Source organism: Pseudomonas sp. AMR01 (assembly GCF_041946035.1).
GTDB classification, from domain to species: Bacteria; Pseudomonadota; Gammaproteobacteria; order Pseudomonadales; family Pseudomonadaceae; genus Aquipseudomonas; species Aquipseudomonas antarctica_B.
On the sequence record NZ_JAUTYR010000008.1, the window covers coordinates 99461 to 122575 of the forward strand.

At 60.5% G+C, this 23115-nt stretch carries 14 protein-coding genes and 1 pseudogene; 10 read left to right on the plus strand and 5 right to left on the minus strand.

Annotated elements, in window-relative coordinates; all coding sequences use genetic code 11:
- Positions 1-106 precede the first annotated feature (106 nt).
- Entirely contained in the window at positions 107-1549 is a 1443-nt protein-coding gene (locus tag Q7C20_RS10225) for an NCS1 family nucleobase:cation symporter-1 (RefSeq protein ID WP_348062306.1), read from the plus strand.
- Here the strand turns inward: Q7C20_RS10225 and Q7C20_RS10230 are convergent.
- Positions 1461-2660 (minus strand): annotated as a pseudogene (locus Q7C20_RS10230) (MFS transporter). The gene Q7C20_RS10225 and the pseudogene Q7C20_RS10230 overlap by 89 nt on opposite strands.
- A 104-nt stretch (positions 2661-2764) precedes the next feature.
- Here Q7C20_RS10230 and Q7C20_RS10235 point away from each other — a divergent pair.
- The 9 genes from Q7C20_RS10235 to Q7C20_RS10275 all read left to right on the plus strand — a co-directional run bounded on the left by Q7C20_RS10235 (position 2765) and on the right by Q7C20_RS10275 (position 16982).
- A complete protein-coding gene (locus tag Q7C20_RS10235) occupies positions 2765-3658 on the plus strand; it encodes a LysR substrate-binding domain-containing protein (protein WP_375067092.1) in 894 nt (297 codons plus the stop codon).
- Between the two features lie 155 nt (positions 3659-3813).
- Positions 3814-3936 carry a PA1414 family protein gene (locus Q7C20_RS10240; protein ID WP_003193089.1) on the plus strand — a complete coding sequence of 41 codons (123 nt, stop codon included), beginning with the start codon at positions 3814-3816 and terminating at the stop codon, positions 3934-3936.
- A gap of 193 nt (positions 3937-4129) precedes the next feature.
- Entirely contained in the window at positions 4130-4726 is a 597-nt protein-coding gene (locus Q7C20_RS10245; protein ID WP_348059511.1) for a DTW domain-containing protein, read from the plus strand.
- Between the two features lie 57 nt (positions 4727-4783).
- A complete protein-coding gene (locus Q7C20_RS10250) occupies positions 4784-10666 on the plus strand; it encodes an NEL-type E3 ubiquitin ligase domain-containing protein (RefSeq protein WP_375067094.1) in 5883 nt (1960 codons plus the stop codon).
- 107 nt (positions 10667-10773) lie between these two features.
- Complete coding sequence (cysM, locus tag Q7C20_RS10255; RefSeq protein WP_348059507.1) at positions 10774-11676, plus strand: cysteine synthase CysM; 903 nt, start codon at positions 10774-10776, stop codon at positions 11674-11676.
- On the plus strand, positions 11676-13028 hold the full coding sequence (gene rlmD, locus Q7C20_RS10260) for a 23S rRNA (uracil(1939)-C(5))-methyltransferase RlmD (RefSeq protein WP_375067097.1): 1353 nt from the start codon (positions 11676-11678) through the stop codon (positions 13026-13028). Before cysM ends, rlmD begins: the two co-directional genes overlap by 1 nt.
- 137 nt (positions 13029-13165) lie before the next feature.
- Complete coding sequence (relA, locus tag Q7C20_RS10265) at positions 13166-15409, plus strand: GTP diphosphokinase (RefSeq protein ID WP_348059503.1); 2244 nt, start codon at positions 13166-13168, stop codon at positions 15407-15409.
- Positions 15410-15577: 168 nt separating this feature from the next.
- On the plus strand, positions 15578-16411 hold the full coding sequence (gene mazG, locus Q7C20_RS10270; RefSeq protein ID WP_375067099.1) for a nucleoside triphosphate pyrophosphohydrolase: 834 nt from the start codon (positions 15578-15580) through the stop codon (positions 16409-16411).
- A 25-nt stretch (positions 16412-16436) separates the two neighbouring features.
- On the plus strand, positions 16437-16982 hold the full coding sequence (locus Q7C20_RS10275; protein ID WP_348059499.1) for a DUF2058 domain-containing protein: 546 nt from the start codon (positions 16437-16439) through the stop codon (positions 16980-16982).
- 131 nt (positions 16983-17113) lie between these two features.
- On the opposite strand, the gene Q7C20_RS10280 is transcribed toward Q7C20_RS10275, so the two are convergent.
- The 4 genes from Q7C20_RS10280 to Q7C20_RS10295 all read right to left on the minus strand — a co-directional run bounded on the left by Q7C20_RS10280 (position 17114) and on the right by Q7C20_RS10295 (position 22942).
- The gene (locus Q7C20_RS10280) at positions 17114-19234 is read right to left on the minus strand and encodes a TonB-dependent receptor (protein ID WP_375067101.1); all 2121 of its coding nucleotides are present in this window, start codon (positions 19232-19234) and stop codon (positions 17114-17116) included.
- The gene (locus tag Q7C20_RS10285) at positions 19231-20457 is read right to left on the minus strand and encodes an MFS transporter (RefSeq protein WP_375067103.1); all 1227 of its coding nucleotides are present in this window, start codon (positions 20455-20457) and stop codon (positions 19231-19233) included. The genes Q7C20_RS10280 and Q7C20_RS10285 overlap by 4 nt, the downstream gene beginning before the upstream one ends.
- Complete coding sequence (locus Q7C20_RS10290; protein WP_375067105.1) at positions 20447-22372, minus strand: IucA/IucC family protein; 1926 nt, start codon at positions 22370-22372, stop codon at positions 20447-20449. The genes Q7C20_RS10285 and Q7C20_RS10290 overlap by 11 nt, the downstream gene beginning before the upstream one ends.
- Positions 22373-22753: 381 nt before the next feature.
- Positions 22754-22942 (minus strand): hypothetical protein, encoded by a 189-nt coding sequence (locus Q7C20_RS10295; RefSeq protein ID WP_348059493.1) that lies wholly within the window; start codon positions 22940-22942, stop codon positions 22754-22756.
- Positions 22943-23115: the final 173 nt, after the last annotated feature.

The following is a 23115-nucleotide window of genomic DNA, read 5'->3' on the forward strand; positions in this document are numbered from 1 at the left end:
GTGTTCTATTGGCACGCATTCTGCTGAATACCTCGTATACAAACCATGCCGCCTTCCGTATGCATCCTGTTATGGAAGCGCAGGCCGGTATTTCGAGGAGCCCGCGATGACCGAACAATTGCCCAAAGGCTACAGCCCGCGCCTTTACAACAAGGACCTGGGCCCGCTGCCGCAGAAGTGGAACTGGTACAACATTTTCGCCTTCTGGATGAGCGATGTGCACAGCGTTGGCGGTTATGTGTTTGCCGCCAGCCTGTTCGCCCTTGGGCTGGCCAGTTGGCAGGTATTGATCGCCTTGCTCGCGGGTATATGCATCGTGCAGTTGATCGCCAACCTCGTCGCCAAACCGAGTCAACAAGCCGCTGTGCCGTATCCGGTGATCTGCCGGCTGGCCTTTGGCGTATTCGGCGCGAATATTCCCGCAGTGATTCGCGGCCTGATCGCCGTAGCCTGGTACGGCATTCAGACGTACCTGGCATCAAGCGCCCTGATCATCGTGGTGTTGCGCTTCTTCCCACAGATGGCGGTGTATGCGGAGCCTCATTTCGCGGGTCTGTCGTACCTGGGCTGGATGGGTTTCCTCAGCCTATGGGTCCTGCAAGCGGCGGTGTTCTGGGCGGGTATGGAGTCGATCCGGCGCTTTATCGACTGGGCGGGGCCGGTGGTGTATGCGGTGATGTTTGCCCTGGCAGGCTGGATTGTATGGAAGGCAGGTTGGGCGAATATCAACTTCAGCCTGTCGGAAAAGTCCCTGTCGGGCTGGCAGGCCTTCGGCCAAGTGATCGTGGCGACGGCGTTGGTGGTGTCGTACTTCTCCGGGCCTACGCTGAACTTTGGCGATTTCAGCCGCTACTGCCGTAGCATGCAGGACGTGCGACGTGGCAATTTCTGGGGGCTGCCGGTAAATTTCCTGGCGTTCTCGCTGGTCACCGTGGTGATCGTGTCGGGCACCTTGCCGGTGTTTGGCGAGATGCTCCACGACCCGATTGCCACCGTTTCGCGTATCGATAACAGCATGGCCGTGCTGCTCGGCGCCTTCGCTTTCGTCACGGCCACCATCGGTATCAACATCGTGGCCAACTTTGTGTCCCCGGCGTTCGACTTCGCCAACGTTGCGCCAAGCAAAATCAGCTGGCGTGCCGGCGGAATGATCGCCGCCGTGGCGTCGATCTTTATCACCCCTTGGAACCTGTTCAATAACCCGCTGATGATCCACTACACCCTGGACATCCTTGCGGCCTTCATCGGGCCGCTGTTCGGGATTCTGTTGGTGGACTTCTACCTGATCAAAAAGCAGAAAATCGACGTCGATGCGCTGTTCGATGACAGCCCGACCGGGCGCTATTACTTCGACGGTGGCGTGAACTGGACGGCGGTCAAGGCGCTGGTGCCCGCGACGCTGGTGGGCGTCGCGATCACCTTCACGCCGGCCTTGCAAGTGATGGCCAACTTCGCCTGGTTTACCGGCTGCTTCCTGGGAGGGCTGTTTTTCCTGGTGCTCGCTCGGCGCGAGCAGGTTCGCCTGCCCGGGCCGCTGGTTGCCGGTTGACCAACACCGCACCCGCCAACACCAGGCCGCAGCCGGCAATGATCAGCGCCGGTTGCAGGCCGCCGCTGATGTGGCTGCTCACTGAGGCCAACAGCGGGCCGCATAATTGCCCGATGGCGAAGCTGGCGGTCAGTAGGCCAGTGCTGCGCTGGTAACCGTGGGGCGCCACTTCGCGCAAGCGTGCCATCACCAACTGCATGCACGCCAGGAAGGGCGCACCGCAGAGCAACACGCCTAGCGCCAAGCCCCAGCCATTGCCCAGCAGGCAGGCAAACACTCCGGCCGCCTGCAGCCACAAGGTGGTCATCAACCAGCGTCGGGTGGTCTGCGGGTCTTTGCGGCGCAAGCTTGCGACCACCACGCCAGCCGCTGCGGCCAGGCCAAAGCACGGCCAGAACACGTCGGCTTGCCAGGCGCCCTTGAACTGCGCGCTGGCCATTTGCGAGAGAAATGTCGCCGGAATGATGTAGCCCAGGCCGTACAGAAAGTAGATCCAGCCCAAGTGCGCAATACTTTCATTGCTGCCTGCATCAGCGGCGGGCGCATGGGCAAGGCTTGGCTGCGGCAAAAAGGGCAGAATTGCCAGCAACATCACCAGCGCCACGACGCCGTATACCAACCACAAGGTGGCTGAGTTCTGCCCCAGCACGTTGGAGCCCAAGGCCAGCAAGCCTGTAAGAAAAATCCCCAACCCCGGCCCGGCAAACACCAGCGCCCCCAGGCGTGGGCGGCCGGCAGCCATCGCCAGCGGCTGGCTCAGGCTGGTGATCATCACCAGCGCCCAGGCGCTCGCCACTCCCGTGCCAAAGCGCAGCAGCAAATGCGGCCAAAAGCCATTGGCCCAATACGATGCCAGAGTCAGCAGCACACATAACCACAGGCCCCCTTACATACGCCCGCGTACATGGTGATGGCTGCGGGCGAAAATCGAATCCACCGCGCCGACGAAATACCCCAGGTAATTGGCCGCCGCGATCAGGCCCGCGCCGGTCAGGTCGATTTGCCCTTCGCTGATCAGATGCGGCAGTTGCGGGGTAAGGGCGAAGCGGCCGATGCCCATGGCCATCATCAGGGCGATAAAGCTGGCAAGTAAGCGAGTCAGGGGAGACATGCTCTTAATTCCTTCAGTGGAACGAATGACCCTCAGGCTAAAGCCGATTGACTTTCTGTAAAAATGAATAATAGTGAGCAACTTGTTCAGTTTTGGAGAAAGGTATGGAGTTCAGTCAATTGCGCATTTTCCAGGCCGTGGCGGAAGAGGGCTCCATTACCCGTGCAGCCGAGCGCCTGCACCGCGTGCCCTCAAACCTGTCGACGCGGCTCAAGCAAATGGAGGAGCAACTCGGTGTAGAGCTGTTCGTGCGCGAACGACAGCGTTTGCAGCTTTCTCCTGCCGGCAAGGTGCTTTTGGACTACAGCACTCGTCTGCTGGCGCTGCACGATGAAGCCCAAGGCGCGGTACAAGGCGGGCAACCGGCCGGCGATTTCGTGGTCGGCAGCATGTACAGCACGGCAGCGGTTCATTTGCCGAAGCTGCTGGCGCGCTATCACAAAGCGTTTCCGATGGTGAACCTGCAGGTGCAATCGGCCCCCAGCGGTGAGTTGCTCGAGGGTTTGATCACCGGTCGCCTGGACGCAGCCTTCGTCGACGGCCCGATCACCATCGCGTCCCTGGACGGTGTGCCGTTGTGCGAGGAGCGCCTGGTATTGATTTGCGAAGCTGATCACCCGCCCGTGCGCGGGCCGCAGGACGTGGCCGGGCGCTCGGTGTTCACCTTCCGACGCAGTTGCGCTTACCGCGCGCGCCTTGAAACCTGGTTTTCCCACGACCGCGTGGCCATGGGCCGGGCCATTGAGATTGAGTCCTACCAGGGCATGCTCGCCTGCGTGATCGCCGGTTCCGGGGTGGCCTTGATGTCCGAATCCATGCTCGACAGCCTCCCGGGGAAGGACAGCGTGTCCGTTCATCCGCTGACCGGGCCTTTTGCCACTGCCACCACCTGGCTGATGTGGCGAAAGGGTATGCTCGGCGCTAACCTCAACGCATGGATCGACCTGCAGCAGGAAGGTCGCGCCGATTTGTTGCACGACACGCGCGAGACTGCGTGAACGATCCGTCAGGTTTCTGATCCATTCAGTAATAGTTCGTTGTGTTTTCGTTCAAGCATTACGTAGTACTTAGGGCTACTATCTGTAGGAAGCGGCGACATTGCATCACGCATTATTTCTACCGCCGACTCGCATTACCCTCAAAGGGGGCAACCATGAAAGAGAAAATTCAAAACTGGCTCCATGACCTCGGCGTTGCGCTGGGCCTTATCGAGCCTCCGCTGCAACCGGTGCCCATTCGCACGGATGACGAGCAGCGTCGGCCACGTCGCCGGTAATCTCGGGTCGGAGCAGAATTTAACGGTGGGAGCGGGCTTGCCCGCGACAGCGTTGTATCAGTCAATAAAGTACCGACTGACTCAACGCTATCGCGGGCAAGCCCGCTCCCACAGTCGTTTTTGTTTCAGGCAAAAAAACGGGCGCGACATCCGACGTCGCACCCAAAGCCCAGCTCAATCAGGCCTGAAAAATATGTCCCGACCTCAATGTTCCCGTTGCCTCAGGCCTGTCAGCCATTGCCTGTGCCCGCTGATCCCAAACCTCGACAGCCGCACCCGCGTGCTGCTTTTACAGCATCCGAGTGAGGTCAACCATGCGCTGAATACGGCGCGGCTGGCGGCGTTGGGGTTGAAGAATGCGCAGTTGGTGGTGGGGGAGGTGTTTGATGATTTGCAGACCTTGTTGAACCCGCCCGGCTACCAGGCACGGCTTTTATTTCCGGCCGACGACGCGCAGCCTTTAAAGGCTTACGCAGCTTCTGAAGAACCCTTGTTGCTGGTCGTCCCCGACGGCACGTGGCGCAAGGCGCGCAAGTTGCTGCACCTTAATCCGTTGTTGGCCGCCTTGCCCCGGGTGACATTGGCGGCGGGCGCCGTTTCCCGGTATCGGCTGCGCAAGGCACCGGGGCCAGGGGCATTGTCGACGGTGGAGGCCATTGTGCAGGCGTTGCAAGTGCTGGAAGCACCGGCGTCGTTCGAGCCGTTGCTCAGGCCGTTTGAGGCGTTGATCGAAGGGCAGATTGCGGCGATGGGGGAGGAGGTCTTTGCGAAAAACCACGGTGCTACATAGCTGCCGCAGGTTCTGATGACCGCCGGTTAGGCTGACCTTTTTTCAGGAATCGAAAAAATGGCCGAGCCTATCGCCCGCCTTGCATCAACGGACTCGCTGTCCGACTACAGGGCGCAACAACAGGGACCGCTGATGGCGGGCTCGGAATGGTCCGTCTTGCACACCCTGGACGCTCTGCGGCCCAGGTTCGACGGGTTTTTTAACGCGCTTGATGATGCGCAAAAACGCGAATATGTGCAGCTGCAACGGGCCTGGATCAACGCCCAGAGCGCTCTGGAACAGGGCATTCACCAACTCACCGAAGCCTTTAAAACACAGGCGTTGGCGTCGTTGCGCACGGCGCTGAAAACCCTGACGGGTCAAGACATCGACCCCACCGTCGCGAAAATTCATACCCGCTACCTTCACTCACCCAGCCGTTCCCGGCGCGCAGCTGACGAAGATAAGGTCATCAGGGTTGCCAGCCTTACGCTGTGGGACGCTGCCTGCATGAACTATGACGGCCTCACAGGGTGGAGTTACCCCGAGCGCACAGGCTTGGCGGATGCCAGTTATCTGGATAAGCACATCGAGGCCAGCGCGGCCGCGTTTATCGCGCTGGTACGCAGGCTTGATATCGGGGGGCAACTCAGGACGCAGCTGGATCAGGCGTTGCGCGCCAATGCTTTAATCGGTGGCCTGGTCATGAAACTGGCAGATGCCGAGTTTGAATTTGCCCTGATAGACGCCCTGAATAATTGCGCCTCAAGCCGCGTGGACGCGCACAAGTACCAGCAGGTGAGGTGCGCACTGGCGGGGCAGGTGCGTTGGCAGTCAGTGGAAGAGATGCTGTTGTTTGTTCCCTATGGTCTGGACGGCATCAGTTGGTTACCGCAATCGATGGGCCTGACCGGGCAATACCTGGGCAGGCCGCCGGGCGATAGCCTGAGCATTCCCCATATCGTGTTCTCCGTCAGTGGGTGTGACGGCGCCTTCAGTTTTTTCCCCAACCGCCCCGGTGGCTCGCTGCGCCACCACCTTAACCATCGCGAGGCGTGCGACGAGTTTTACGTGGCCTTTCAGGGTTTCTACCGCCGTGGCGAAGTAGATTGGCTCCTTCAGGTCATGTCGATCCGTGACTGCGCGCGCTTGAGCGAAATCGTCAACGTCACACCGCCGCTCAGCGATCTGAATGGGGTAGCCCAATTGCTGTATGCATTGGTCCAGGCCCTTCCGAAAACCGACAACGTGCGCAAGATCGGCTATGTGCGCAATGTTGTGCAGAACGTCCCTGTGGTCAGCCTGGGCAACTTCTACATCAAGCGCTGTCGCGGTAACCTGCAGGAGTTGGCCAATGAAACACCGGGTTTCATGCCAACCATGATTGAGTTTTTCAAGACGCTGATAAGCGAAATCGTCAATTTCCTGCTTATTCCGGTGCCCGGAGCACTCAAGGGGCTGGGGCGTGTGCGTGCATTTGTCATGTTCGCGACGTTGGGGCAGGGCTTGATCAAAAGCGGGCCTCTGGTGTCGCAAGGTGAGTATGGCGAGTTGCTGCAGACCTTTTCCGACTTGGCGGACCTGCTCATCAGCGGGCGCCTGCACACCCGTCTGGCCACTTCGGTGCGCCGTCGTCATCAACGCCTGTATCAGCAACTGTCGCAACAGCCGCTCCCCAGCCGTTCGGCCCTGACGAATTGCGAACTGATGGGGCGCATGCTGGGGGCCGACGGTGCGTCGCCCAAGGACCTGGAGGCGATACTTGCCACCAGCCAGACCTCACGAGACGCCTTGAACCAAGTCTGGGATGGCGCTCCGGCGTCAGCCTCGCTGGTCGAGGCGGCGCAGCGCTTCACGACCGATCGATTGATCGACTGGGTTGCCGGGGGCGCTGATTCCAGCCAGCCCTCGCCGATGGGTGCGTTTGACGTCATGGCGCCGCTGCTGACGCAGGCGGACGCCTGGCCGGTGAACACCGCCCTGTGTATTGAAAACCAGCAAGGCCAGGAGCTGCGCAGGTACAGCAAAGATGCCAAACATCCGCCTACAGAAGTCGTGACGGTCACCGCACTGGAAAACTATCAATTTGCCTACGCCACACCGCGCCGCGTCACTGCCCGACCGCTGGAGGCTATTGTGGCGTTATTGCCGGGGCGTTTTTCCGGCGCGGAGCAGGGGCTTTCCCAGCATTTGGCGGACCTTGCCAAGACCCTGCGGATGGACGTGTTTGAGGCACTTACGGAGTTTGCGCAGGCCAGCAGGTCGACGGCCACAGTGGCCCGCGCGGCAGTGCGCCGGTTGTTGCCTGATCGCCTGGGCAACGACCAAGCCGAACCCGACGTGGTGACACAGTTGCGGATTTTGCATCCCCACGTGAGCCGGGTGCGCTTGCTGGAGGTCCTGCGTGAACATCCGTTGTCACCTCATCAACAGACGCAATTGCTGGAGACACAATTGCAACCGGAAGCCCTGTACAACGCGCTGCGTGGTGCACGAAGGCGCGCGCGTCGCGAAGCCATCATTGATGGGCTTTTTCATGCGCGCCGGTTTGACCGGCAAACCCAGGGTTGGGCCTCTGAATTCGCCCCTGGCGTATTGCGCGAGCTGAATGGTCAGGCATTACTCGTCCGGGCAACCGGGCATGAGGGGCAGCCTGTTCCGGAGGCCGCGCAGGGGCGAACGGTTGTGGTCATTGATCAGCGACAGGGGCGGTTTTCTGCCGTTGACGTGCAAACGGCGCGCACCGCTGAGGGCCTGACCGATTTTTATGAGGCGATCGTCAGTCAGCTCTCCAGGGAAGATCACCTTCTACTGGGGGAGAGCACTCAGCAGGCCGTTACCCAGTTACGTCACTTGGTCGCCCGGGCCATGCTGAGTCATCGAGCGCTCGATGGCTCGTGTTACCCGGCCCGGCGCGAGATCAACAAGTACACCAGCGCGCCCACTGATGTCGGCTCTGAACCCGATAGGTTGGGTGTCTACAGTCAGGGCGCGGATCGCTACGTGTTCATTGAGGGTGAGTATTTCAAGGTCGCCCAGGCCGGACCGCTTGAGCCATGGCGGATTCAACACCCAGTCCTGGAGGACGCCTATCCACCCGTGTTGACCCACAACGGCGCCGGCGCCTGGCGCCATGAGTGGGAGAACCCGTTGGTCTGGGAAGGCCTGCGGCCGTTTTATCGTTTGGGGCCAATGGTCCGTGCATTATCGCCGGATGCCATTGAGCAGATTCAGCAGATCAGTGGTGTGACAGCAGACCTGTTACGGCGGGTTCATGTGCGTAACGAGCCGGCGCCGGTGATGTTGGTAGAAACCATCACGCGCTTTGCGACACATCAGCGGGTCAAGGCGGGTGTGCTGAGGGGGGCGGATTTCTTTGATGAGTTGCTTGGGGAAGTCGGCGCAGACAGCGCCGATAGCCTGGTTGGGCGTGCCGGTGTCGCTCGAGCCGATCAGGTCGAGGTGCTGGAGACCAGGGTTGCGGTCGACGCACCCCAAATGGAGCGGCATTTTTTCAAGGCGCTGCTCCATCAAGATGACCAGTCCCTTGACCCCTTGGTGCAGGTGTTGCAACGCCAGTTCACCGCCCTGACGAGGATGGTTGCGCAAGATCTGGTGCATCACACGACTGCGGATGAACGCAACACCCTGGCGGCGGGACGCGTTCCCTTGAGCATGACGCCGGGCATACGTTGGTGGCTGGAATATTTGCGCAAGACCAGAGCAATGGAAGGCGTGCATCTGTCTGCGGCAATGAATGAGGACAGTGCAAAACTGATTCTGCAGACCTTGCCAAGTATCGAGGGATGGCCACAGCAGTTGCGGGTCGAGTTGTGGGAAAGAGGGCATTTGCGCGACAGCATCGGCCCCCTTGACGGGGCTGTTAGCCGGATACTTGAGCCGGTCGCCGGGCAATACCAGGCCTATATTCCTCAACTGAACGGTGAGCGCACACCGACAGGCCCCCGTGGAGAATTCCTGGCTGTTTTGCTGGATTCACTCGCGCCCCAGGAGCGCCAGGCACTTGCCTACACCGCCGCCGAGCTGACGGCCGAGATAGGCAACCGTCTGACGCGCCATTGGGAGTTTGCGGGCACGCAGCTCGACGTTGGCCGTCGCCCTTGGTACAACCCGCCCCGGCGTCTGGCCGACGGTCGAATCGGTTATCCGTTGAGCGGTGGTGAGGGGCTGAGGCCGGTGGACCGTGCACAGGTGTCGCGCTTGCGCGAGTTGTTTCCGGCCAAAACCGACCGGCAAGCGTTGGATTTGCTGGAGAACTTGAGCGATTCCGTCAGTGAGCGCGATGAGGCTATCGACTTTCTGTTTCGTGAGCGAGATACCCTGAATGTCACGCTGGAACAGTGGAGTCGGCAAGGAGATGTCGCATGGGTGGCAACCCGCAATGAGGCTGCCGAACGGATTCGCCGTTGCTGGCGCAAAGAGGACTCCAATCGCGGCGTGCCGTTTGAACTCTGCCTCGATGATTTGGCACTTGAAGACCTGCCCGCGCTGGGTGCGCACTTTGGCCATGTGATGCAGTTGAGTGTCAGGAACAATCGACTCCAGGCGTTGCCGGCCAGGTTCCTCAGGTGCTTTACGGCGTTGCGCACGCTGCACCTTGATGGCAACCAACTGCAGCACGTGCCCCAAGGGCTGGAGCGGTTGATGCACCTGCACCACCTGAAACTGTCACACAATCAGATCCAGCCCAACCTGCGCGATATGCAGCGTCTGGAGGCGCTCTCCACGCTGACCAAGCTCGACCTGTCCCACAACCCGATCGGGCGGGGCGCGAGGCTGAATGTGCGCGCGCTGCGAGCGCTCCAGTCGCTGATGCTGCGCAATGCCAGCCTTCATGTGCTGCCGCTGGGCGTAGAAGCGCTGGAGAATCTGCGCATTTTTGATCTGCGTGACAACCCGTTAAGGGTCCTGACCGAATCTGATCTTGATGTGGGCGTGCGCGCTCACCGGGCGATGAACCTGCACGGCAATCAGCTTTCCCAGGCAACCCTGGACCTGCTCGGTGATTACCGCAGGCAGCCAGGTTATCAAAACGTGGATTTTGGGCTGTGGCGCGAAGGTGAGCTTCCGCTTCCTTCGGTGGAGCGGTGGTTGGTGCCGATTCCTCTGAATGAGGTGCCGCTGCGCAGAGCAGAATGGTCGCTGTTGGCGGGCGAGCAGATGGCCGACCGGTTTTTCGATTTGCTCTGGAATCTGTCTGCTTACCCTCCATTGATTGCCCTGGAGCATCAAACCCTGCGCCAGGACGTTACGCAGCGTATCTGGCGGCTGATTGACGGTGCCAATCACGATAGCCGGCTGCAACAGATACTTTTTCAAGCGCCCATGCACACCCTGAGCGGTGGCAATGATGGCTGGCTGTTGTGCCTCAATGACATTGAGCTGGCGATGTGGCCGGTGCAAAGAATGAGGAACAACGTTGAAACAGCGGGTCCTGACCTGTTGAATTACTACCGTGCCCTGCGGCGGCTGGCCGCTATCGATGACCAGTTGATACGTGCATTTCCCCAACAGTCGTCGCGAGAATTCTGTGCGCGTAGTTTGGTTTATCGAATCGCCTTGGCCCCCGGGCTAAACCTGCCACTTGCTCCCGCCGGGCGATTTGATTCGCCCAACGCCGTGCCGCGTGCTGAATCGGTCGATGAATTGCGCACCCATATTCTGCGCGAAGAACTTGGCCTCAACTGGCCTGATCGAGTGAAGAATGAGGAGTTTTGGGTGGAGTTCCTGGAGCGTAAGTACGTGTCGCGCTTCGAGTCATTCCTGGGGCACTACGATCGAGATCTGGAACGCGCGCTCGAAGCCGTGGAGCAGGGGGAGATGAGCGAAGGCGCCTACATGACTTATGTCGACACGATTCAGTCGTTGCGCAAGGCGGATGAAACCACGCTGATCGCTCAACTCACTCAGGAAGAGTGGACGGCTTTCGTGATTGACTGATTCTTTGCTTATGCCTTTAAGCCATAAGTACCGCACTTTGCGTGATATGGCCCGCCAGTCTTTCCCGGTATGATGTCTGCCCCCGCAGTCTGGATTGCGAATACGCCATGACCTTGCAGTACCCTACAATCGCCGATTGCGTCGGCAACACGCCCCTGGTCCGCTTGCAACGCATGGCGGGTGAAACCAGCAATACCCTGTTGCTCAAGCTCGAAGGGAACAACCCGGCCGGCTCCGTGAAGGACCGCCCGGCGTTGTCGATGATCACCCGTGCCGAGCTGCGTGGGCAGATCAAGCCAGGCGACACGCTCATCGAAGCCACCTCGGGTAACACCGGTATCGCACTGGCCATGGCCGCTGCGATCAAGGGTTACAAGATGGTGCTGATCATGCCCGACAACGGCAGTGCCGAGCGCAAGGCGGCGATGACCGCCTATGGCGCCCAATTGATCCTGGTGACCCAGGAAGAAGGCATGGAAGGCGCGCGTGACCTCGCCGAGCGCATGGCCGCCGAAGGCCGTGGCCTGGTGTTGGACCAGTTCGCCAATGGCGATAACCCTGAAGCGCACTACACCTCCACTGGCCCTGAAATCTGGCGTCAGACCGGCGGTACCATCACCCATTTCGTCAGTTCCATGGGCACCACCGGCACCATCATGGGCAACTCGCGATACCTCAAGGAGCAGAACCCGAACGTCCAGATCGTCGGCCTGCAGCCGATGGAAGGCGCGGCCATTCCGGGTATCCGCCGCTGGCCTGAAGAGTATTTGCCGAAGATCTACAACGCGACCCGCGTGGACCGCATTATCGACATGGCCCAGCGTGAAGCCGAAGACACCACCCGTCGCCTGGCGCGTGAAGAAGGCATCTTCTGCGGTGTGTCCTCCGGTGGCTCTGTGGCCGGAATGCTGCGTTTGTCGCGGGAAGTTGAAAACGCGGTGATCGTCGCGATCATCTGTGACCGAGGCGACCGTTACCTGTCGACCGGCATCTTCGACGAACCCAACTGATGGCCAAGCACGAGAGAGGCTTGCGCTTCCAACCGACGGGCGGCAGCCGGGCCCCGCAGATCCCGGTGGGCAAGAAACAACGCCTGACCATCGAGCGCCTGGCCAACGATGGCCGCGGCATCGTGTTCTTTGAGGGGCGTACCTGGTTTGTGAATGGTGCGCTGGCCGGTGAAGAGGTTGAGGCGCGGGTATTGGGTGCCCACGGCAAAGTGGTCGAGGCCCGCACCGAGCGTGTGTTCAAGGCCAGCGAACTGCGCCGTCCGGCACCCTGTGCGCACTTTGGCCGCTGCGGCGGTTGCAGCGTGCAGCACTTGCCCCAAAGCGAACAACTCGCACTGAAACAGCGCATGCTGGCCGAGCAACTGTCGCGTGTGGCGGGTGTCGAACCGCAAGAATGGGCTGCACCTTTGAGTGGGCCAGAATTCGGCTACCGACGCCGCGCCCGCGTGGCGGTGCGTTGGGATGCGAAGGCGAAACATCTTGAAGTAGGTTTTCGCGCCATGGCCAGCCAGGACATCGTCGCCATCGACGATTGCCCCGTGCTGGTACAGGCCTTGCAGCCGATCATGCAGCGTTTGCCAAACATGCTGCGTCGTTTGAGCAAACCTCAGGCGCTGGGGCACGTGGAGTTATTCAGCGGTTCGTCCATCGCCGTGTTGTTGCGGCATATGGCGCCGTTGTCCGACGCGGACCTGCTGATCCTTAACGAATTTTGCACGTTCCATGACGCACAATTGTGGCTGCATGGAGAGGGCCAGCCGGCGACAGTGAACGCGGAGGCCGCGTTGGGCTATCGGTTGGCGCCGTGGGACCTGGAGCTGGCCTATCGTCCGGGAGATTTTGTGCAGGTCAATGCCGAGGTAAACCAAACTATGGTCGCCCAGGCCCTTGCCTGGTTGGCGCCCCAGCCCGAAGAGCGGGTGTTGGACCTGTTTTGCGGGCTGGGCAATTTCGCACTGCCGCTGGCCAAACAGGTGCGTGAAGTGGTGGCGGTTGAAGGCGTGCAGACCATGGTCGAGCGCGCCGCACTGAATGCCGTAAGCAACAATTTGCATAATGTGCAGTTTTTTCAGGCCGATTTGTCTCAGCCTTTGACCGACGCGCAATGGGCCAAACAGGGCTTTTCTGCGGTACTCTTGGACCCACCCCGCGACGGTGCCCTGGAGGTTGTGCGAGAGCTCGCCACACTGGGCGCCAAGCGCCTGGTGTATGTGTCCTGCAACCCGGCAACGCTGGCGCGGGACACGGTTGAGTTGGTCAAGCAAGGCTACCGGCTAAAGCGTGCCGGGATCCTCGACATGTTTCCGCAAACGGCGCATGTCGAGGCCATGGCGTTATTTGAAGCGGGCTAGGATGCCCGTTTAATCCGACTGGCCTGTAATCTCCTGGGCTGTGACCTGTCAGGGAGTTGTACGTAGCCTTAGGTTACGCAGCGGGTCAGCGATGATTTTTGGCGCATCGAAGATGCGTCGTAGGGAAGGTAAGCAAGATGGTACAGGTGAGAGCACACCAGCCGATCAACACCGACGGCAGTATCAATCTCGAGGCATGGCTGGATCATGCCATCAGTGTCGACCCGGCACTGGACCGTGAAGCCTTGAAAGCAGCTTGCGAGTTCGCTCGTGAGTCTGAGCAGCAAAACAATGCGGCCAAGAACCTGTGGGCCGAAGGCACTTCAAGCTTTCGCACCGGCTTGGAAATCGCCGAGATCCTCGCCGATCTCAAGCTCGACCAGGATTCGCTGATCGCCGCCGTGCTCTATCGCGGCGTGCGCGAAGGGCATATTCAGCTGCCGATGGTCGGCCAGCGGTTTGGCGCCGTGGTCGCCAAGTTGATCGACGGCGTGCTGCGCATGGCGGCCATCAGCGCCAGCCTCAGCCCGCGTCAATCCCTGGTGCTGGGCACTCAGGGCCAGGTCGAGAACCTGCGCAAGATGCTGGTGGCCATGGTCGACGACGTGCGCGTCGCGCTGATCAAGCTGGCCGAGCGTACCTGCGCGATTCGTGCGGTAAAAACCGCCGACGACGAGAAGCGCAACCGCGTGGCTCGCGAGGTGTTCGACATCTACGCGCCGCTGGCGCACCGCCTGGGCATCGGCCATATCAAGTGGGAGCTGGAGGACTTGTCCTTCCGCTACCTCGAACCCGACCAATACAAACAGATTGCAACGTTGCTGCACGAGCGGCGGCTCGACCGCGAGCGCTTTATCAGTGACGTGATGGGCCAGCTGCGTTCCGAGTTGCAGGCCACCGGCGTAGACGCCGACATCAGCGGCCGCGCCAAACACATCTATTCCATCTGGCGCAAAATGCAGCGCAAGGGCCTGGCCTTCAGCCAGATCTACGACGTGCGCGCCGTGCGTGTGCTGGTGCCGGAGATGCGCGACTGCTATACCGCGCTGGGTATTGTCCACACGTTGTGGCGGCACATTCCCAAGGAATTCGACGACTACATCGCCAACCCCAAGGAAAACGGCTATCGCTCGCTGCACACTGCGGTGATCGGCCCCGAGGGCAAGGTGCTGGAAGTGCAGATTCGCACCCACGCCATGCACGAAGAGGCGGAGCTTGGGGTGTGTGCGCACTGGCGTTACAAGGGCACCGACGTCAAGGCCGGGTCCAACCAGTACGAAGAGAAAATTTCCTGGCTGCGCCAAGTGCTTGAATGGCACGAAGAACTGGGCGATATCGGCGGCCTCGCCGAACAGCTGCGGGTGGATATCGAGCCGGACCGGGTCTACATCTTCACCCCCGACGGCCACGCCATCGACTTGCCCAAAGGCTCCACGCCGCTGGACTTTGCCTACCGCGTGCACACCGAAATCGGCCATAACTGCCGGGGCGCCAAGATCAACGGGCGCATCGTGCCGCTCAACTACAGCCTGCAAACCGGTGAACAGGTCGAGATCATCACCAGCAAGCACGGCACGCCGAGTCGCGACTGGCTGAACCCGAACCTGGGCTACATCACCACCTCGCGTGCGCGGGCAAAGATCGTTCATTGGTTCAAATTGCAGGCCCGCGACCAGAACGTCGCGGCCGGTAAAACCTTGCTCGAGCGCGAACTGGCACGCCTGGGCTTGCCGCAGGTGGACTTCGACAAGCTGGCCGAAAAGGCCAATATGAAGATCGCCGAAGACATGTTCGCCGCCCTCGGTGCCGGCGATTTGCGCCTGGCGCAGCTGGTCAACCTGGCGCAGCAACTGGTCGAGCCGGAGCGCGGCAGCGAACAGCTGGAACTGATCCCGCGCAAAGCCACCGGTTACAAACCGGGCAAACGCGGGGACATCCAGATTCAGGGCGTGGGCAACCTGATGACGCAAATCGCGGGCTGCTGCCAGCCGTTGCCGGGCGATGCCATCGTCGGCTACATCACTCAGGGCCGTGGCGTGAGCATTCACCGCCAGGATTGCGCCTCGGTGCTGCAGCTCGGCGGGCGCGAGCCTGAGCGAATCATCCAGGTCAGCTGGGGCCCGGTGCCGGTGCTCACCTATCCGGTGGACATCATCATTCGTGCCTACGACCGTTCCGGTTTGCTGCGCGACGTGTCGCAAGTGCTGCTCAACGAGCGGATCAACGTGCTGGCGGTCAACACCCGCTCGAACAAAGAGGACAACACCGCGTTGATGTCCCTGACCATCGAGATCCCGGGCCTGGACGCGCTGGGTCGGTTGCTGGGGCGGATTTCCCAGTTGCCGAACATCATTGAGACGCGGCGTAATCGCACGCCATGAACATCTGGGTGAACGCGGACTAAAATGTGGGAGGGCTTTTGTGTGAGCGGGCTTGCTCGCGAATGCGGTGGATCAGTCAATACATCGGGTGACTGATCCACCGCATTCGCGAGCAAGCCCGCTCCCACATTTAATCTTCAGCGTTCCCACTTCAGCGGAAAGAGACTGATGTATTCACTTGAAGACCTGCTGCACCTGATGAGCCGCCTGCGCGACCCGCAATACGGTTGCCCGTGGGACATCAAGCAAACCTACGCGACCATCGTGCCGCACACCCTCGAAGAAGCCTACGAAGTCGCCGACGCCATCGAGCGCGGCGACTTTGACCACCTGCAAGGTGAACTCGGCGACCTGTTGTTCCAAGTGGTGTATTACAGCCAACTGGCGCGCGAAGAAGGGCGGTTTGAGTTCGCCGGGGTGATCGACAGCATCACGCGCAAGCTGATCCGTCGCCATCCCCATGTGTTCCCTACCGGCGATTTGTACGCGCCGTTGGATATCCCGCAGCTCAGCGAAGAGCAGGTCAAGGAACGCTGGGAACAGATCAAGGCCGAGGAACGCGCGCAGAAGTCCAGCGCCCCCGAGCAACTGTCCCTGCTCGATGATGTGCCCACTGCCTTGCCGTCCCTGTCGCGGGCCGCCAAGTTGCAAAAGCGCGCCAGCCAGGTCGGCTTCGACTGGCCATCCGCCTTGCCGGTGGTCGACAACGTGCGCGAAGAGCTGGATGAAGTGCTTGAAGCCATGGCCGATAACGACGCGGCGGCCATCGCCGATGAAGTCGGTGACCTGCTGTTTGCAGCGGTCAACCTGGCCCGTCACCTCAAGGTCGACCCGGAAGCTGCGTTGCGTGGCGCCAATGCCAAGTTCGAACGACGTTTCCGATTTATCGAACAGGCATTGCGCGACACGCACCAACCCATAGAAGATTGCACCCTCGAAACGTTGGACGCCCTGTGGGGTGAAGCCAAGCGTCAGGAAAAGAACATGTCCAGCTGCGGTTGAGCGGCTGCCTAAGTGAGTAAGCACCATGAGCATTTCCCTTCGCGACCAGTTGCTCAAAGCAGGGCTGGTCAACCAGAAGCAGGCCAAGCAGGTCGGCAAAGAGAAGCAGAAACAGCAGCGCCTGGTCCACAAGGGTCAGGTCGAAGCCGATGACACCCAGGCGCGCCAGGCCCAGGAAGCCAAGGCCGAGAAGATCAAGCGCGATCAGGAGCTGAACCGTCAGCAACAGGAAAAAGCCGAGGCCAAGGCCCGCACCGCTCAGGTCAAGCAACTGATCGAAACCTCGCGCCTGCCCAAGCTCACCACTGAGGACTACTACAACTTCGTGGATGACAAGAAGGTCAAGCGCCTGTCGGTCAACACGTTGATGCGCAACAAGCTGAGCAACGGTTCCCTGGCGATCGTGCACCACGGTGGCGGTTACGAAGTGATCCCGCGCGAAGCCGCGCTGAAAATTCAGGAGCGCGCGCCGGAGCGCATTATCCAGTTGAACATCCTCACCGAAAGCCAGGTGCCGGATGAAGATGATCCGTACGCCGCCTACCAGATCCCCGACGATCTGATGTGGTAAGGCTTTAGAACACGTTGTGGCGAGCGGGCTTGCCCGCGTTGGGGTGCGAAGCGCCCCCAAAGTCGCAAACCCCATAACACAAACCCCGCTCAAAAGGCGGGGTTTGTGTTTTAGCGCGTAGCGTCAGCCCATCACCAATCCACTGCGTAACTCACGCTGAAGGTACGACCTTCGGCATTCGGGTACGGCGCACGGGCGTTGGCCTGGGCGAACATGTTCTGGTAGTTGCGGTTGGTGAGGTTGTACACCGCACCTTCAAGACGACCGACCGGCAACCTGACCGAACCGAGTAAATCGGCCAGGGTGTAGCCTTTGATGTCGCGGCCGTTGTTGTCCTTGAACGCAGCGTCGTAGTCATCCAGGCGCATGCCCTGCAAGCGCAGGCTGTAGTCGCCATGGTCATAACCGACAAAGGCCGTGGTTTTGGCCGGGGAGATGCGCGTGGCGGGCAGGTCGATCCATTGGCCGTTCTGGCGGGTTTCGCCTTTGGCGTAAGCGTAAGTACCGCCGACCGACCATTGGTCAGTGACGTTGTACGTCAGAGTGGTTTCGACGCCGCGCACGCGCTCTTTCTGATTGACGAGGCGCAGCACACGGTCATTGGCGTCGTAGAACTGCGTGACGTCCGAGGTGTTTTCATACGCCGTGACGTTGGCCAGCCACTTGTCCCAGGTGCCACGCCAGCCCAGCTCGTAGCTGTCGACTTTGAGTGCCTGGGCATTCAGGTTTTGAATGTCGTACTTGCTGTTCACATCCCGCAGGAAGCGTTGGATGTCCGGCAGCGAAAAGCCCTGGCTGAAGTTGAAGAACACATCCTGGTTTTCGCTCAGGTGATAAACCGCACCGAGGTTGTAGAGGGTGTCATCGTATTTGAGCGTGCCGCCCGGCAGTGTGGCGCGATTGCCGGTCTGCACGATTTCGCCATAGGCGATGCTGTCGGAAACCTCGCTTTCGATCCATTCACGACGTACACCGCCGCGCAGGGTCCAGTCATCGATGTCGTAGGACAGCTGACCGAAGATGGCTTTGGTGGTGGTCGCGATGTCGGGGCCGAGTTCGAAGGTGGTACCGGTCTTGGTGTAGTTCAGCCCATTGACCTGGTACTGGTCGCCACGCTGGCGTGAAGTTTCATGATCGTAGTCAGCGCCCCAGACAAGGTTGCCGGTCGCCGGGCCGATGTCCGGCATTTGCGTATCGATGGCTGCACGCAGGCCATACACATCCTGCACGCTGTTGTTGTCGGACACGCCGGCGCGGCCCCGGGACAAATCCGGGAAGAACAGTGCGTCGGCACGCCGCCAGTAACTTTCAACCTGCAAACCCTGGCCGTAGAAGTCCTTGTCGGCGTAGTTAAGGTTGACCGCCTGGTTGTGGGTGAACGGTTGGTCGTCCAGGTCCAGGCCTTTGACGGCGACGGCGGTGTCGGTGATGCGGGGGTTCTTGGTGTAACGGGTGTCTTGCTCGTCCTTGTAGTCTTGCAGCGACAGGCTGATCTTTTTGTCGTCATCCAGCTCATAGCCGAAGCGCCCTTGCAGGTCGTAGGTGTCGGTGTCCATGTTGCTGCCCTGGGACGTGTCCTGGGGAATGCGTTTGCCGTTGCCGTCGAACTGGTCATTACGTTGCACGGTGTTGCCCGAGAGGTACCAATCCACCGGGCCATTGCGCCCGGTGGCGCTTTGGAAGGCGTCGTAGGAAAACCCCTTGTGGCTGAAATTATTGCCGGCGGTCATGCCGATCTTGCTGCTGAAGGCCAGGTCTTCACCTTTGTTGCGCTTGGTGATGATGTTGATGATGCCGCCTGAGGCGCCTGCGCCGTAGACACTGCTGGCGCCGGAAATGACTTCAATGCGCTCGATACTTTCCGGTGCCACGCTGTTGAGCTGGCGGAAGTTGTCGCGCGTTGCGTTCTGGGACACGCCGTCGATCAGGATCAGCGTGTTGCGCCCGCGCAGTGTCTGGCCGAAGTTGCTCATGCCGCCGCTGGAAGGGGCAATGCCCGGTACCAATTGGCCGAGGATATCCGCAACCCGGCGGCCCGTGCCTGCCTGCTGGCGAATCTGTTCTTCGTTGATCACCTGCACTGAGCCTGGAATCTGCGCAATGCTGGTTTCATTGCGTGTGGCCGAGACCACGGTGGCCTGTAGCTGCAGGTTGGCGGGCGCGTCCTGAGTGGCTTCGGTCTGATCGGCCCAGGCCGGGACGCTTATCGACCCGAGTAGCGGTAGCAGCACTGCCAGTTGCGATTTGTTCATGAACTTGCCTTTGAGTTATTAGAAGTATTGACAGAAAAGCGCGATGTCTCAGGTGTTCGGGTGAACGAACGGATGGCGCGGATGCCCACGGCGGCCAGGGCGTACGTCAGTGCGACGAGCCAGAAGCTCTGCGCCAGGCCGACTATTCCCATGCCGATACCGCCGATCAGCGCCCCGCACAGCGCGCCGGCTTTGGCGGCGCTGTTGCCCAGGCCGAGGGCAAACCCTTGCTGGCTGGGTGCAACCGTGTTGGCAATCAGGGTGTAGGCCACGGGCAACAATGCCCCTTGCCACACGCCCCACAGCAGCCGACTGGCGAGAAACCCCAGCCATTCGCTGGCCAGAGCCGTGAAGGCGAGGGTCAAGGCGCAGGCCCACGTGACCCATTCGATAACGCGCAGGGTGTGCGCAGGTTGATGCCGGTCAAACAGGCGGCCCCACAGCGGCGCGGACAGTGCCAGGGTCAGTGCGCTGGCGGCATAGCTGGCGCCGATCAACCACGCAGGCGCGTGCAGCACATCGGCGACGTAGAGGGCGTAAAACGGTTGAGGCATCATCTTGGCGGCTTGAATCAAGACGATGATGCCGAGCATCGCGCCGAGCCAGCCCTTGGGAAGAGCGCCGGGTTTGGCGGTGTTGAGTGGTCGCGATCGTGGCGCATCGCTGGGCAGGAACGCGCTGATCAGCGCGCACACCAGGCAGACGGCGGTAGCGCTGTAGCACAGCAGTGCGAAACCTGAAACGTCCATCAGCCAACCGCCAAGCACCGGCCCGGCCAGCGAGCCCACGGCGGTGGCCGATTGCAGCCGAGCCAGAATGTGCCCGCGCCCGCCCTCACCGCAGCAGGCCAGTGCATACGCTTGCGCCGCCGCGATAAAACCGGCCAGCGCACCTTGCGCCACGCGAATAGCCACCAGCAGCCACGGGTCGTAAGTGATAGCCGCCAGCGCCTGGCACACCGCCAGCGCCAGCAATGCGCGGATGATCATCGGCTTGTGGCCGGTACGGTCACCGAGTCGCCCCCACATTGGCGTGAGGACCATCGCCGCCATCATCGGCCCGGCATACACCAGCGATGACAGCAGGCCGGTGTAGTGGGCATTGTCGGCGCCAAGCAGCTTCTGGATTTGCAGCGGCCAGAAGGGGCCGCTCATTTCCATGGCCCCCATCGACACCAACTGAATCACTACCAGCAGCCGCAGCGCCGTGTTGTTAGCCTGCATCGGCGGCGGCGCTCAGCGGGTTTGGCAGACGCCCGACGATATCGGCGTGGCTCTCCAGCAGGCGCATGCGCATAAACGACTTGGCCGGCCAGTCCTGCTCCAGCAGGGCTTCGCGTTCGGTCGCCCAGCGCTGGGGTTCGACGTCGCTGCGCAGATCGTCGAAACATTGGCTGACCTGCGTCGACAGTTCATGCCAGAGCAATGCCTGGGGGATATCGAAGTGGCGCGCGCCGAGCAACACCAGTTCACCCAAGTGGCACATGAAGACGGTGTGCAGCAGCTTGTCGCGCACGAAGCCTGCGTCGTCGTACAGGGTCATCTTCGGGTCGTGCAGTTCGATGTCCAGGCCGTGGGCGTGCAGGGTTTTGCGGTCGATGCGGATATCACCGAAATCGCGCAACAGCAGGCGGCTCAATTGCCCTTCTGCGCCCATGACCATGAAGGAATTTTGCTGATGCGCCTCGAACGCCACGCCATAACGCAGATACATGCCCAACAGGGCGGGCACGGCGATGGCTGCGTAGTCGCGGAAAAAGGCGAGCATGGCCTGGCCGTCGTCCTGACCCTGGCTCAGGCGAACCCATTGCCTCAGCAACGGCTGCCCGTGCTGGTCGATGGCAAACAGGCTGCCAACGGGCACCGCCATTTCGCCGGGTTGGAGCAGGCTCTGCGGGTTGTCGCGGTACAACACGGCCAGATGGCGTGAGTGTTCATCATTGGCGGGTTGCGGCTTGAAGTGCACGCCGATCCGCTCGGGAACGATGCTGAGGAGTTTCTGAATCTCAGGCTCGCGCTCCAGGATCGTCAACAGCAGATGGCTGATTCTCGGGCCCATGCGCGCCGAACGCGGCGACACCGTGCGCTGCACACTGGTCAGCCGCAGTGAAACCGGAAGTTTGACCATCGGTGCATCGCAGCGGCCTTCCGGCAACACGGTTCTGAAGGACATGGTGGGGTGAGCGGTAAACGCGACGATATCGGTGAGCACCAGCAACTTGTCGCCGATTTCATTGGCGAACAGCTGCGGAAGTTCCTGGCGTGCTTGCCAGGGGTGAGCGGGCAGAGGCAAGTAATCGCCGGCCTCAAGTCCTTGGGCGGTCAGTGCAGCGCTCAGTTGTTGAGCGGCTTGCGGGAAGTGGTTCTGCCACCAAGGCCAGTAATCAGCGGTACCGGCCAATGCTTCAACGTGCGCGTACTGGCGATGCAGCGCACACAGTACGACGGGGAAGCGTGCTTCAAATTCGGGAGAGAAGTTGATGACCTGGTCCGTGGCCAACCCCAGCTTGGTCTTGTAGTTGGGGTGCCATGGATGACCCAGCGTGCCCCACTGCTCAAGCACGGAGGTGGGGTTGGTCACGTCGGGATCGTTTTTGAGATGGCTCAGCAGGTTGTGCTGATGTGCCGGGGCCATGGCGGCCTGCAGCTTGAGCGTCCATTGCTCGTGAAAGGCAAGGCACAAGGTGTCGTTGACGAAGCTGTCGTCGATCTCGGTGTTGAGCCGGTTCAGCACTTGCGGGTCTGCCGATGATTCAAGTGCGCTGTTGAGCAGCGTCAACAGTTGCGACGGGAACTGAATCTTCTGTTCGGGCTGATCATCACGCAGGAGTGTGACGCCGCCGCGCAGGTCCCAGCTCGCCATGCGGCCAGGACGCAGGTGATGGAAGCGCAGGCGGGTGTGGTCAGGCAGGGTCAGCCAGCACTGGCCGTGTTCGTCATAGGTGCGCGTGTCAGGGTCCAGCAGGCCTTCGCGGAACAGCGCCTGAATCAATCGTTGAAAGCTGCGCTCGGCGGCAGGTGCCAGGGTGCTGATCAGAGCATCAAGGGTGATGTGGTTAGCCTGGAACTGCGGGGTGGCGAGTGCTTCGCCCCAACGCTCAAGCAACGACTTTTCCGGCGTACTGTGGTTACCGTGCATCAAATCGAATTCCTTATCCATGAGCCCTGTTGGAAGGTGGCGAATGGTATCGAGAACTATTACCAAATGTCTATTTGTTGTTACGAAATTTGCCGAACCGTTTATTCAGGACGGGCCGGGCGGACTTTTCGGCAGTGAGCTGGCGGTCATGCAAGCGTGTAAGTGTGGGCTGGAGGTGCCTGGAGCAGGCTAATTGACCGAGAAAGATGGGGTTGTAGCGCGGGTCTTCAAACTACGTAAGATGTGTCAGTTTTTTATATTTTTTGCGTAGACGCTTCGGAACGCGGGGGATTGTAAACGAGAAACCCCGCTCACATGGCGGGGTTTTCGGGTGTAGGCGGCCCGGCTGCGGGGACCGGGCGTCTACGCGATTTCAAAGTTTCAGGAGCTTGGTGCCTGGCGTTTCATTTCGAGAGTTTCGAGCTCGTTTTTATAATTGTGGGCTTCGTTCTCGTCATGGAACATGCCGACCAGTTGGTCTTGTTGATGGACATCCCAGATGTGAATCCCATGGCCCAGTGCTTCGTGGGACATGTGTGCATCGTCGCGTTCAGTTACTTTTACAGTCATCTGCTTGCTCCAATCTCTGGTTGATCTGCGGCAAGTCGTCGCAGGCCTTTGTTATATGTTTTGTTAGCTTGCTAAGTAAACCGACTTTTCGCACAACTATTCTTTGCAAGAAACGCAACAGTGCTGCAGGCCGCGTAAACCGTGGTTTGGGGCCGCAGGATGTTGAGTTTTAT